Origin of the sequence: Serratia plymuthica (genome assembly GCF_018336935.1) — a bacterium.
GTDB classification, from domain to species: Bacteria; Pseudomonadota; Gammaproteobacteria; order Enterobacterales; family Enterobacteriaceae; genus Serratia; species Serratia plymuthica_B.
The window spans coordinates 197,190-209,354 of the sequence record NZ_CP068771.1; the positions used below are offsets into that span (position 1 = coordinate 197,190).

16 protein-coding genes are annotated in these 12,165 nt (G+C 55.0%); 9 read left to right on the top strand and 7 right to left on the bottom strand.

The genetic code is table 11. From position 1 onward, the window contains the following. Positions 1-43 precede the first annotated feature (43 nt). A complete protein-coding gene (gene bsmA / locus JK621_RS00940) occupies positions 44-352 on the bottom strand; it encodes a biofilm peroxide resistance protein BsmA (RefSeq protein WP_212558272.1) in 309 nt (102 codons plus the stop codon). A 126-nt stretch (positions 353-478) separates the two neighbouring features. Between bsmA and yjfP the strand changes: the two genes are divergently transcribed. Continuing rightward, complete coding sequence (gene yjfP, locus JK621_RS00945; RefSeq protein WP_212558273.1) at positions 479-1,231, top strand: esterase; 753 nt, start codon at positions 479-481, stop codon at positions 1,229-1,231. 112 nt (positions 1,232-1,343) lie between these two features. On the opposite strand, the gene JK621_RS00950 is transcribed toward yjfP, so the two are convergent. Then, a complete protein-coding gene (locus JK621_RS00950) occupies positions 1,344-1,610 on the bottom strand; it encodes a DUF1471 domain-containing protein (protein ID WP_212558274.1) in 267 nt (88 codons plus the stop codon). A gap of 457 nt (positions 1,611-2,067) precedes the next feature. On the opposite strand from JK621_RS00950, the gene rpsF reads away from it, so the two are divergent. The 5 genes from rpsF to JK621_RS00975 all read left to right on the top strand — a co-directional run bounded on the left by rpsF (position 2,068) and on the right by JK621_RS00975 (position 3,985). Next, on the top strand, positions 2,068-2,466 hold the full coding sequence (rpsF, locus tag JK621_RS00955) for a 30S ribosomal protein S6 (protein ID WP_212558275.1): 399 nt from the start codon (positions 2,068-2,070) through the stop codon (positions 2,464-2,466). An 8-nt stretch (positions 2,467-2,474) separates the two neighbouring features. After that, positions 2,475-2,792, top strand: a complete 318-nt coding sequence (priB, locus tag JK621_RS00960) for a primosomal replication protein N (RefSeq protein ID WP_212558276.1) — start codon at positions 2,475-2,477, stop codon at positions 2,790-2,792. 4 nt (positions 2,793-2,796) lie between these two features. Continuing rightward, positions 2,797-3,024, top strand: a complete 228-nt coding sequence (rpsR, locus tag JK621_RS00965) for a 30S ribosomal protein S18 (protein WP_002210155.1) — start codon at positions 2,797-2,799, stop codon at positions 3,022-3,024. Positions 3,025-3,063: 39 nt separating this feature from the next. After that, complete coding sequence (gene rplI, locus JK621_RS00970) at positions 3,064-3,516, top strand: 50S ribosomal protein L9 (RefSeq protein WP_212558277.1); 453 nt, start codon at positions 3,064-3,066, stop codon at positions 3,514-3,516. Positions 3,517-3,625: 109 nt separating this feature from the next. Next, positions 3,626-3,985 (top strand): DUF488 domain-containing protein, encoded by a 360-nt coding sequence (locus JK621_RS00975; protein WP_212558278.1) that lies wholly within the window; start codon positions 3,626-3,628, stop codon positions 3,983-3,985. On the opposite strand, the gene JK621_RS00980 is transcribed toward JK621_RS00975, so the two are convergent. Next, entirely contained in the window at positions 3,982-4,650 is a 669-nt protein-coding gene (locus JK621_RS00980) for an OapA family protein (protein WP_212558279.1), read from the bottom strand. The two genes, JK621_RS00975 and JK621_RS00980, sit on opposite strands and share 4 nt — an antisense overlap. Before the next feature lie 288 nt (positions 4,651-4,938). Here JK621_RS00980 and fklB point away from each other — a divergent pair, with 288 nt between their 5' ends. Then, the gene (fklB, locus tag JK621_RS00985) at positions 4,939-5,559 is read left to right on the top strand and encodes an FKBP-type peptidyl-prolyl cis-trans isomerase (RefSeq protein ID WP_006317468.1); all 621 of its coding nucleotides are present in this window, start codon (positions 4,939-4,941) and stop codon (positions 5,557-5,559) included. Positions 5,560-5,605: 46 nt separating this feature from the next. Here fklB and JK621_RS00990 read toward each other — a convergent pair whose 3' ends face one another. Beyond that, on the bottom strand, positions 5,606-7,558 hold the full coding sequence (locus JK621_RS00990) for a bifunctional 2',3'-cyclic-nucleotide 2'-phosphodiesterase/3'-nucleotidase (RefSeq protein WP_212558280.1): 1,953 nt from the start codon (positions 7,556-7,558) through the stop codon (positions 5,606-5,608). A gap of 381 nt (positions 7,559-7,939) precedes the next feature. On the opposite strand from JK621_RS00990, the gene cysQ reads away from it, so the two are divergent. Then, complete coding sequence (cysQ, locus tag JK621_RS00995) at positions 7,940-8,680, top strand: 3'(2'),5'-bisphosphate nucleotidase CysQ (RefSeq protein WP_212560097.1); 741 nt, start codon at positions 7,940-7,942, stop codon at positions 8,678-8,680. A gap of 1 nt (position 8,681) precedes the next feature. Here cysQ and JK621_RS01000 read toward each other — a convergent pair whose 3' ends face one another. Beyond that, the gene (locus JK621_RS01000) at positions 8,682-9,236 is read right to left on the bottom strand and encodes a YtfJ family protein (RefSeq protein WP_212558281.1); all 555 of its coding nucleotides are present in this window, start codon (positions 9,234-9,236) and stop codon (positions 8,682-8,684) included. Between the two features lie 325 nt (positions 9,237-9,561). On the opposite strand from JK621_RS01000, the gene JK621_RS01005 reads away from it, so the two are divergent. Next, entirely contained in the window at positions 9,562-9,768 is a 207-nt protein-coding gene (locus JK621_RS01005) for a DUF1107 domain-containing protein (protein ID WP_004952776.1), read from the top strand. 135 nt (positions 9,769-9,903) lie between these two features. On the opposite strand, the gene JK621_RS01010 is transcribed toward JK621_RS01005, so the two are convergent. Together JK621_RS01010 and msrA are read right to left on the bottom strand one after the other, a co-directional pair. After that, the gene (locus JK621_RS01010) at positions 9,904-11,235 is read right to left on the bottom strand and encodes a hemolysin family protein (protein ID WP_212558282.1); all 1,332 of its coding nucleotides are present in this window, start codon (positions 11,233-11,235) and stop codon (positions 9,904-9,906) included. Positions 11,236-11,422: 187 nt separating this feature from the next. Continuing rightward, a complete protein-coding gene (gene msrA, locus JK621_RS01015; protein WP_212558283.1) occupies positions 11,423-12,064 on the bottom strand; it encodes a peptide-methionine (S)-S-oxide reductase MsrA in 642 nt (213 codons plus the stop codon). Positions 12,065-12,165 lie beyond the last annotated feature (101 nt).

Sequence of the window (12,165 nt, forward strand, 5' to 3'; positions counted from 1 at the left end):
AGTCTGTGCAAAGCCATTGTAAATATGGTTAAAACGCCGCAGTTTACCGATACAGAATCGCCCGCGAATACCATTGGCCGGGAACGACGGTTTCGCTGTTCATGATGATCATGTAATAGCGTGCGCCGCTGAGGTTAGCTTTCCTTTGAATCTCGGCTTCTACGTCCATCGGGCTGCCGCGCACCAGTGCGCTGGTGGTGCCTATCTTTATCAACCCGGAGGTTTGCGCCCGGGTGATCTCCTGGGCTTGATCGGTTGGCGGCGGCGGGGCTTTTGGCGTCGTGGTCATTATGCCGCAGGCGGAAAGCAACACGGCCAGCGTCAGGGCGAGCAGCAGGCGGGAAAGTCTCATGGGCACCTCGGGGAAAACCGCTATCATGGCTTCAGTGTAACCCAATATAAAGTGGAACAGATTGAGCTAATGCTTTTAGCTCAAGTTTGCCATTATGAAGGCAACAGGTACGCAGAGGGAAAACGGATGATTGAAATACATGACGAACGAGTGGGCGATGTTGCGGTGATCCATGCGGTGCCGGCGGGGCAGTATCATCAGCCGCTGCCGACGGTATTTTTCTACCATGGTTATACCTCGTCGAAAGAGGTGTACGCCTACTTTGCCTATGCGCTGGCCAGGACGGGTTTTCGCGTGGTGCTGCCGGATGCCGATCTGCACGGCGAGCGTTTTGACGGTGATGAAGGGCGGCGATTGGCCAGCTTTTGGGAGATCCTCAAGCGCAACATTGACGAGCTGCCGGCGCTCAAAACGCAGTTTGCACAGCGTGGCCTGATTGCCGACGGGCGTATTGGCGTGGCCGGCGCCTCAATGGGCGGGATGACCGCGTTGGGCAGCTTCGCGCGTTATCCGTGGATTAACGCGGCCACCAGCCTGATGGGGAGCGGTTATTACACCTCGTTGGCCCAGACGCTGTTTCCGCCGCTGGATGAGCAGGGCAATCCGTTGACGGCTGCCGGTTTTGAGGCGCGCATCGCCGTCCTGGCGGATTACGGTCTGGAGCATCAGTTGGAAAAGGTTACCGATCGCCCGCTGTTGCTGTGGCACGGTGAGGCGGACGATGTGGTGCCGGCGGCGGAAAGCCTGCGGTTGGCTACCGAACTGCGCCAGAGCGGCTGGGATCGCCAACTGACATTTATTACCGAACCGGGCGTCAAACACCGCATCACCCCGTTGGCATTGTCCTCGACCGCAGACTTTTTCCGCCGCGTGCTGTAAAAAAAAGCCCCCTGAATAATAGGGGGCCAGGTATTACCGTTCAGCGAGAGCGTCGCCTGTTCTCATTTGCCGCTTGTTGGCGCGGCTTCGTTCCCTGGTACTGCATTTTCGCTTAGCGATACAGCTCTGCGCTGACGTGAATGGTGCTGTTGCTGTCCGGCTCATGCAGGGCAATGATGCGGTAGGCGGTGGCACCCCGCTGGTCGGCTATTTTGCTCACCTGGCTGGTGGCGTCATCCGGCGATACCACATTCTGGTTTAGCGTGACGAAGCCAACGCTCTGGCGCTGATCGGCCTCATGGGCGGTGATTTCGGTGGCGGCCATGACGTTGGCGGAAAACAGTAAAGCAATGGCGGTAGCGATGGTAATGCGTTTCATATTTGCCTCTCTTAACCGTTTGCCTCAACGGCCTGACAGCAGGTGCCAGTGCAGCAAAAAGTTATTTATATGCATTGAATAACTTCAAATCTTTTTCGTCGCGCTGTCTGCGGCGGATAAGTACAATTTTAGACCTTCCGGCGGGATTAAAAAGTGCGTGGTTTTGATGGCCTCTTTCAAAAAAAATGAATAAAATTTGCGCATCGGTGATGATTTTATTGAAAGATTTTTGGAACTGATGGATCGGCATACATAGGTTCTGCAGAAAGCAAATCGTGCTATTTTTGCGGCAACCCCGCATTACCGATAATAAATCCCACGCTTTCCTTGAGTTTTCCAACCTCCGCAAGTATGATTACGCGTCATTTTTTCAGCCGCACACACATACACGTTCCTTGCTTCCATGGGCCGCGGTTGACCCTGACAGGAGGCTGAATAATCCGTAAGGAGCAATTCGATGCGTCATTACGAAATCGTTTTTATGGTCCACCCTGACCAAAGCGAACAGGTTCCGGGCATGATCGAGCGTTACAGTGCTACCATCACTAACGCTGCTGGTCAGATTCACCGTCTGGAAGACTGGGGCCGCCGTCAACTGGCTTACCCGATCAACAAACTGCACAAAGCTCACTACGTTCTGCTGAACGTTGAAGCTCCGCAGGAAGCGATCGATGAGCTGGAAACTAACTTCCGCTTCAACGACGCCGTTATCCGCAGCATGGTTATGCGCGTTAAGCACGCGGTAACTGAAGCATCTCCGATGGTTAAAGCGAAAGACGAACGTCGTGGCGATCGCCGCGAAGACTTCGCTAACGAAGCCGCAGATGATGCAGATGCTGGGGATTCTGAAGAGTAATTGCTGCTGTGACGTCTAATCGTCTGGTTTTGTCGGGCACTGTGTGCAAGGCGCCGGTTCGAAAGGTGAGTCCTTCCGGGATCCCCCACTGCCAATTTGTGCTAGAGCACCGTTCGCAGCAGATAGAAGCCGGATTCAGCAGACAAGCATGGTGCCGAATGCCCGTGGTTGTCAGCGGACAACAGTCACAAGCACTAACTCAAAGATTAACGGTCGGCAGTCAGATAACCGTGCAAGGCTTCGTAAGCTGCCATCAAGGGCGCAACGGGCTGAACAAACTGGTTCTGCATGCCGAGCAGATTGAATTGATAGATTCTGGAGACTAGCCTAATGGCACGTTATTTCCGTCGTCGCAAGTTCTGCCGTTTCACCGCGGAAGGCGTTGTTGAGATTGATTACAAAGATATCGCAACGTTGAAAAACTACATTACCGAAAGTGGTAAAATTGTCCCGAGCCGTATCACCGGTACTCGTGCAAAATACCAGCGTCAGCTGGCTCGCTGCATCAAGCGCGCTCGCTACCTGTCCCTGCTGCCATACACTGATCGTCATCAGTAATCGGCCGCTGTCTATTAACGACTTTAAGAGGATAAGGTAATGCAAGTTATTCTGCTTGATAAAGTAGCAAACCTGGGCAGCCTGGGTGATCAGGTTAACGTTAAAGCGGGCTACGCCCGTAACTTCTTGGTACCACAGGGCAAAGCTGTTCCTGCTACCAAGAAAAACGTAGAGTTCTTCGAAGCACGTCGTGCTGAACTGGAAGCCAAACTGGCTGACGTTCTGGCTGCTGCTGAAGCTCGCGCAACCAAGATCAACGAACTGGGTTCAGTAACCATCGCGTCTAAAGCAGGCGACGAAGGCAAACTGTTCGGCTCTATCGGCACCCGCGACATCGCTGACGCAGTTACTGCGGCAGGCGTTGAAGTTGCCAAGAGCGAAGTTCGTCTGCCGAACGGCGTTCTGCGTACCACTGGTGAACATGAAGTTGAGTTCCAGGTACACAGCGACGTGTTCGCTAAGCTGAATGTAGTTGTGGTTGCAGAAGCTTAATCGCTCCTGCCAGCCAAGTTAAAACGCCAGCCTCGTGCTGGCGTTTTGCTTTTCTGCGCCCGGTAAAACGCGCTACCCTGCGATGACCCTTGGCGAGAAGAGGCGGCAAATGGCAGACATTCACTTACAGCGCGTTTATGACTTTACCGGCCCGGCACCGGAGAACTGCTATCTGATCGATCGGCTGTGGCCGCGCGGGATAAGCAAGGAACGGTTGCAGGGCGTGCAGTGGCTGAAACAGGTTGCGCCGGATAACGCACTGCGGCAGTGGTTTCATCAACACGTCGATCAGTGGGAAGAGTTTGAGCGCCGCTATCGGCGGCAACTGGCGGAAAACGAAGCCTGGCAGCCGCTGGCGGCGTTATTGCGGCAAGGGCAGGCTCTGACCTTGCTGTACGGCAGTAAAGACACACAGCACAACCAGGGCGTGGTGCTGCGTGACTTCCTGTTGGCTCAACTGGCGGATTAGCGCTCGCGGCGATAGCCACCGTCGGGCTGACGGCGGAACAGGGCCTGGGTATTGTCTGCGGTGGTGACCGACAGCGCGGTGATCACGCCGTTGGTATCACGTTCGATGCGCACTTCCTGACCCACCTTCATATTACTGAGCGGTTTGTCGCTCCCTTCCACCTGCGCCATGGCAAAGACTTCGTTCACCGGCAGGCTGTTGTCACGAAATAGCTGCGCCAGTGTTTGGCCAGGCTGGATCTGGTAGCGTTGCCAATTACCAGCCGGTTCCGGTTCGGCAGCTTGCTGCAACTGGCCGTTATCTTGCTGATCGGTCTGCAGCGGTACGCCGTTGCCTTGTTGGGTGACCGGGAAGGGCTGTTTCTCCGACGAATAGGGCCATAACAGCGCCAACAGCAAGATTACGCCGAAGATCAGGGTCCAACGACGATGAAAATAGGGCAAGGGTTCCATCCAGCCGAAACTATCCGGCAGGTGCCAAATTTTCAGCAGTAGCGCTTTGATTCCCTGTCCTTTGCCGTTTACCGGCGGTTGCTCTGAATCCGGATCTTCTGCCGCCTCTGGCGCGGGGCCAGGTTTCAGGCGCTGGCTGAAGTTCAGCCAGGTGCGCAGCAACGGCTGGTAGATACGGGTGGTTTTCCTTCTCCTGGGCGAGATTCTGCCCATGGTGACCTCTCTTCAACTGCGTAAAAATGCCACAGTACAACATGGTGTACCGCCGGCCCGATTTCCTGCTTTCAGTATAGTCCGCTAACTGTTTGAAGTGAAAGGCAGCAGCAATTCAACGGCTGTCGCGGCAGGCGAGATGCCTGGGATCGCGGGAGCGGGCGTTAACAGGAGGTTATTGTTTCTTTTTCTACGACAAAAGTCATCATTCTCCACACAAGATTTTACCCGGCTTTCCGGCGCTGTTATGCTGCGCTTTCGACTTTTTACAGACTAAAGGAAAACCCCATGACAACCCCTTCTTTTGACAGCGTTGAAGCGCAAGCAAGTTACGGGATTGGTTTACAGGTCGGCCAGCAGTTGCAAGAGTCCGGTCTGGAAGGTTTACAACCGGAAGCTTTGCTGGCAGGTTTGCGTGACGCGCTGGAAGGGAATGCCCCGGCGGTTCCGGTAGACGTAGTGCATCGTGCACTGCGTGAAATCCACGAGCGTGCGGATGCCGTGCGTCGTGAGCGCCAACAGGCAATGGCCGTTGAAGGTCAGCAGTTCCTGGAAGAAAACGCCAAGCGTGACGAAGTGACGCTGACCGAATCCGGTCTGCAGTTCTCCGTGCTGGAGCAGGGCAATGGCCCAATCCCGTCCCGTCAGGATCGCGTACGCGTGCATTACACCGGTCGTCTGATTAACGGCGACGTGTTCGACAGCTCCGTAGAGCGCGGCCAACCGGCAGAATTCCCGGTTAGCGGCGTGATCCCAGGCTGGATCGAAGCGCTGACCCTGATGCCGGTCGGCTCCAAATGGCAGCTGTATATCCCGCACGATCTGGCCTACGGCGAGCGCGGTGCCGGCGCATCCATCCCGCCATTCAGCGCGCTGGTGTTTGACGTCGAGCTGCTGGAAATTCTGTAATTCACTACGGCAGTGACCAAGGGCGCCTTTCGGCGCCCTGACTTTTTTACTTCTTCTGCAAATCAATCTGATAAACCGCAAAACCGATGCTGTCCGTGCCCTCAGCCTTCATCGGGTACTGCGCATGCGTTTTGATAAACGCGGTGGCTTTCTCGCTGGGTGAGGTTTCGAAGCGGATATCCAGCGGCTGCGCACTGCTGAATGCCGCCAGGCGCCAGTTATTATCCACCTGCGGCCGCACCGCGCCGTGTTTTTTAGTCTCGGTGCCGATATACGCCGCCAGTACCGAACGGTTCTCGTCCGGCGACGCGAAGGCGATGTGCTTGTCGCCGGTGCCGGCAAACTTGCCGCCGTAAGCGCGGTAGTTATTGGTGGCAACCAGGAAAGTGGCGTTCGGATCGATCGGCTTGCCCTTGAACGTCAGTTGCTTGATGCGTTCCACCTTGCCATTGATCAGCTGGCATTCGCCGTCGTAGCGCGCCGGCTGGCTGACGTCGATCTGATAATTCACGCCGTCAATCACGTCGAAGTTATAGGTGCGGAAGCCATCCCAGTTGATCAGGCCTTGCGGCTTGCTGCTGGTGACGTCGATCTGATTGAACTGCCCGGCCGAGCACTCCAGCCATTCCTTCACCTCTTTGCCACTGGCTTTCACCACCACCAGCGTGTTGGGGTAGAGATAGAGGTCGGAAGCGTTGCGGAAGGTGAGCTGGCCTTTTTCCACTTCCACGAAGCTGGCCGGGTCATTTTTGCGTCCACCGACTTTAAACGGCGCTGCGGCGGACAGTACCGGCAGGTCCGCCAGATCCGGATCGCCTTGAATATAGTGCTCAACATAAGCCTTCTGCGCATTGTTGACGATTTGCACCGTCGGATCGTCCTGTACCAGCGCCAGATAGCTGTACATGTTGTCGTCAGACTTGCCGACCGGCTGGCTGACGAAGTCTCGCGTGCCTTTATGATCTTCTGCCAGCACTTTCACCAGCGCCGTGTCTTCCGCCGCCAGCGATTTCTTGTTTTCGTTATCGTAGATAGGCCGCGCTTCCGCTTTGGCGGAGGCCACTTTCCAGCTGCCGGAGTCGTTGTTCAGTTGTAGATCCACCACGCCGAGGTGATCGCCCCATTGGCCCGGCATGACCGCCGGTACGCCATTCAGCAGGCCCTTTTCAATATCTGCGCCTTTGATAGTGGCGAAGTCCTTGCTCGGGAATACCGCGTGGGCATGGCCGAACATGATGGCGTGAATGCCCGGCACCTGGCTGAGGTAGTACACCGAATTCTCCGCCATGGCCTTATAGGGTTCGCTGGAAAGACCGGAGTGCGGGATTGCCACCACCAGGTCTGCGCCCTGTTTACGCATTTCAGGCACGTAGCGTTTGGCGGTTTCGGTAATGTCGTTAACCCTCACCTTGCCTTGCAGATTGGCTTTATCCCACACCAGAATTTGCGGGGGGACGAAGCCGATATAGCCGATGCGTAAAGTATGTTCCTTGCCGTCACGGTCTTTTACCGGCGTATCGACGATAATATAAGGGGTGAATAACGGTTTTTGAGTTTCAGCGTCGATCACGTTGGCGTTGATATACGGGAATTTGGCGCCGGCAATGGCGTTTTTCAGGTAGTCCAGCCCGTAGTTGAATTCATGGTTGCCGATATTGCCGACCACGTAATTCAGCGTATTCATCGCCTTGTATACCGGGTGTACGTCGCCCGGCTTCAGCCCCTTGGCCGCCATATAGTCGCCCAGCGGGCTGCCCTGAATAATATCGCCGTTGTCCACCAGCACCGCATTGGTGGCCTGCTGACGCGCCTGCGCGATCAGGCTTGCGGTGCGCACCAGACCGAATTTCTCGGTCGGTTTATCCTTGTAGTAATCGAAGTCCATCATGTTGCTGTGCAGGTCGGTGGTTTCCAGTACGCGCAGATCGACCGTTGCCGCCTGCGTCGAGGCGCAAACCAGCATAGCGAGGGCGGACAACGTCAGCGGACGCTTCATCATTTTTGGCTTTCTCCTTTCCATTATTTGAGTTTTATCGCAGAGGGACATGTAATTAACATTGGTTGTCTCACCAAACTGTGAAGTGTGGCAGAAAATTGACCGAGGTAACGCAGGAAATGTCACAGTTGTGACGGCAAAGACTTGAGTAAATACCGGTGGTTAAACCGTTGTGATGGATATTCCATGCAAAAAAAACTAGGCTGCTAGCGATGAGGAAAGGGAAATTACCCACGGAACTGCATACCCGTCATACTTGAAACTGCCTCTTTGTTGGCGGCGCATACTCGCCCCGGTCACACAGTGGACCACGATTCCGGGGATTCGTAGACTTGCCGCCGCGATGCAGCTCCAATTATTTAGGCTATTTATCTGAGGTGAATGATGTTAGAGCAAATTTGCCAACTGTCCCGCGAGGCGGGGGCGGCAATCATGGCGGTGTATGACGGTGAACAACCGCTTGATGTCGCGCAGAAAAAAGATGATTCACCGGTGACGGCGGCCGATCTGGCGGCGCATCATATTATCAAACGTGGGCTGGCGGCGTTAACGCCGGACGTGCCGCTGCTGTCGGAGGAGGATCCTCCGGTCTGGGAGGTGCGTCAGAACTGGACGCGTTATTGGCTGGTCGATCCGTTGGATGGCACCAAGGAATTTCTCAATCGCAACGGCGAGTTTACGGTGAATATCGCGCTGATTGAAGACGGCCAGGCGGTAATGGGCGTGGTTTATGCCCCGGCGATCGACGTGTTGTACCTGGCCGAGCGCGGTAAAGCCTGGAAAGAAGAGAAGGGGCAGCGCCAGGCGATTGGCGTCAGCAACGCCCATCCGCCGTTGGTGGTGGTGAGCCGCTCCCACAGCGATGAAGAATTGAAGGATTATCTGAACCAACTGGGCGAACATCAGACTATTTCTGTCGGATCATCGCTGAAGTTCTGTCTGGTGGCGGAAGGTAAGGCGCAGCTCTATCCGCGTTTCGGGCCGACCAATATCTGGGATACCGCCGCCGGCCATGCCGTCGCGGTAGCTGCCGGGGCGCAGATCCACGACTGGAAGGGCCAACCGTTGCTTTATACGCCGCGTGAATCTTTCCTCAACCCCGGCTTCCGGGTTTCGCTGTTCTGAATCAGTTCAGGAGCTGGTGCAGTTGGGTCATGACCTGCTGCACCTCTTCCGGCGTCAAGGCACCGTCTTTGGCGAATTGGATCTTGCCCTGTTTATCCAGCACCACGATGGCCGATCCCTTCGGCTGCAGATCCCAGGCTTTGCGAACGTTACCGTTGCTGTCGACGACGAATTGCGACCACGGAAACTCTTTCTTGCTGTCCTCAATGCTGTTGCGAACAAACATCGCGGTACCGAGCAGGGCATCGTCGGTATTCACGATTGTCGTCGTTTGGTAACGTTCGTGCGGTAGCTTAGCTTTTTTAATCGCTTCTATCAGTGGGTCGTTCATGTCCTTGGCGGAGCTGCGGCCGGCAATATGCTGGATCACACGTACTTTCCCACTGAGCTGCGCGCTATTCCAGCTTTTATAGCTAAACTTATCATTAGCGTAATTTAACTCTCCTTTATCGCTGACGCCGACCGGCGCGACGCGCTGCTGGAGCTGGAAATTGTGTGCGGAGGCCAAAAGGGGAGCAAACAGCAGGGATACAATGAGCATGCTACTTTTTTTCATGCCTTCTCCTTGGAAGGGGACGGTGCCGACAGCACCCAACAGCCTAAAGCATAGGTGGTGATCGGAGGTCTGTCCTGTTAGCGGGATCGCAGTTTTTCCTTCTGGGAGGTAATACCTTTATTTTGAAGGGATATACTGAGAAAGTTATATATTATCATATACAATTCTGTCAAAAAGTGTAAATCCAGTGAAGATGACCAGGCGGAAGTGAACGATATGGTCTTTACTAGGTCTACTACATGGCAATCAAGTTGCGTTCTTACTTTAGAGGCTGCCACCTTGGCGGCTCGCTGAGCGCATGGACCAAACGGAGGAGAGCAAAAGAATGAGAATCTTCCAGCGTTATAACCCATTGAAAGTGGCGAAGTACGTAAAGACCCTGTTTCGTGGTCGGCTGTATATCAAAGATGTAGGCGCGTTCGAGTTCGACGAAGGGAAAATCCTGATACCGAAAATTCGTGACAGGCGCCACTTCAGTGTGATGTCAGAGGTGAACCGGCAGGTGCTGTTGCTGCAATCAGAGATGGGTTAATGCGCTATCCCCTTCTTATTTCAAACCGCAGCGTGGTTATCTGCAATTTGAAATTCATGGGGTAAATTTTTGTACCTGCAAAAGCTCCAATAATCGCGGCCCTGATGGGGCCGCTGACGTTTTTGCCGGCAGGGGTCAGGCGGGGGCGTTGTCCCCCGGCGCTTTTGGCGGTACCGCCGCAGGTTTATCGCTCAATCGGGTCACCAGCAACTGATCAATCTTGTAGCTGTCGATGTCCACGACTTCGAATTTATAGCCGGCGTACTTAACGAAGTCGGTGCGTTTCGGGATCTTGCGCAGCATGTACATCATAAAGCCGCCAATGGTTTCGTAGTTGCCCGCCTGCGGGAACTCGTCAATGTGCAGAACACGCATGACATCTTCGATCGGCGTGCCGCCCTCAATCAACCATGAGCTTTCGTCACGCGCCACGATCTGCTCTTCCTGGCCCTGGCCCACCAAATCGCCCATCAGCGTGGTCATTACGTCATTCAGCGTAATGATACCTACCACCAACGCATACTCATTAAGAATAACGGCAAAGTCCTCGCCGGCGGTTTTAAAGCTTTCCAGCGCTTCGGACAACGTCAGGGTGTCCGGTACGATCAGTGCCGCACGGATCTGTACGCCGCTGCTCAGCACCAGGCTCTGGTTGCCCAGCACGCGGTTCAGCAGGTCTTTGGAGTCGACGTAGCCAACCACCTGATCGATATTGCCGTCGCACACCAGGAACTTGGAGTGCGGATGGGTCGACACCTTCTCAATGATGCTTTCTTCGCTTTCGCGCAGATCGAAGTAAACCACGCTTTCACGCGAGGTCATCGAAGAAGGCACGGTGCGCGATTCCAGTTCGAAGACGTTTTCGATCAGCTCATGTTCCTGTTTACGCAGCACGCCCGCCAGGGCGCCGGCTTCCACCACCGCATAAATGTCGTCCGAGGTGATGTCGTCTTTACGCACCATCGGCAGCTTGAACAGGCGGAAGATCAGGTTTGCCATACCGTTGAAGAACCACACCAGCGGCCGGAACAGCATGATCGAGAAACGCATCGGGTTGATGATCCGGACGGCGAACGTCTCTGGTGCAATCATACCGATGCGCTTCGGGGTCAAATCTGCGAACAGAATAAACAGGCTGGTCACCAATACGAACGAACAGATAAAGCTAACCTGTTCTGCCAGTTCAGGTGACAAAAAGCGGTCGAACAGCAGTTTGAAAGTAGGGGAAAAGGCGGCATCGCCAACGATACCGCCGAGAATGGCCACGGCGTTCAGGCCAATCTGCACTACGGTAAAATACAGGCCTGGCGTTTCCTGCAGTTTGAGCACTTTGGCGGCATTGACGTTACCTTCGTCAGCCATCATTTTCAGTTTAATCTTGCGTGATGCGGCCAGAGATATTTCCGACAGTGAGAAAAACGCACTCACGGCGATCAGAAAAAGAATCAGTAAAATACTGTTTAACATAATCTATCCATACGTGCCGACGAGATGACGGCGCTCTTGAGGAAGGGTAGTACATTGTAAAAAAAGAATTGTCGGGGGCCGCATATCGCGCCCGCCAGAGCTTTATCAAAAAGCAGGGCCGCAAATGCGACCCCGCACAGTATAGCAGTAGCCCCACAGGGGCCGCCAGCGGTTAAAAAATAGTAGGTTAGCCCTGCGGCGGCAGACAAACGCCGATCCCGCCCAGGCCGCAATAGCCTTCGGGATTTTTATGCAGGTATTGCTGATGGTCGTCTTCGGCATAGTAGAACGGCAGTGCCGGCGTCACTTCGGTGGTGATGGTTCGCTGGTCACCGGCGGCATCCATCGCCTGTTGGAAACGTTGCCGACTGCTCTCGGCTTCGCTCTGCTGTTCCGGCGTCAGCGTGTAAATCGCCGAACGGTACTGGGTGCCGACATCGCCGCCCTGACGCATGCCCTGCGCCGGGTCGTGGTTTTCCCAGAACACCTGCAGCAGGTGCTTATAGCTGACGATTTTCGGGTCAAACACGACGCGCACCACTTCGGTGTGGCCGGTCTGGCCGCTGCACACTTCGCGGTAGGTCGGGTTTGGCGTGTAGCCGCCGCTGTAGCCTGCGGCGGTGCTGTAGACGCCCGGTTGTTGCCAGAACAGACGCTCCACACCCCAGAAACAGCCCATGGCGAAGATCGCTACCTCCATGCCGTCCGGGACGTGGGTCATCGAATGATCGGTGACCACATTGAGCGTCGCAACCGGCATCGGCGTCGTGCGGCCAGGCAGTGCGTTCGCCTTGTCGACGGTTTGGGTTTTATCAAAAAATGGCACCACGGTTGACTCCTGTTGTCACAGTAAGAATTGGCCCAAGACACAGCGGTTCGGTTGTATCTAACCGCAACTTTGCCCACAATAAGCTGCATATTGAGATTAAG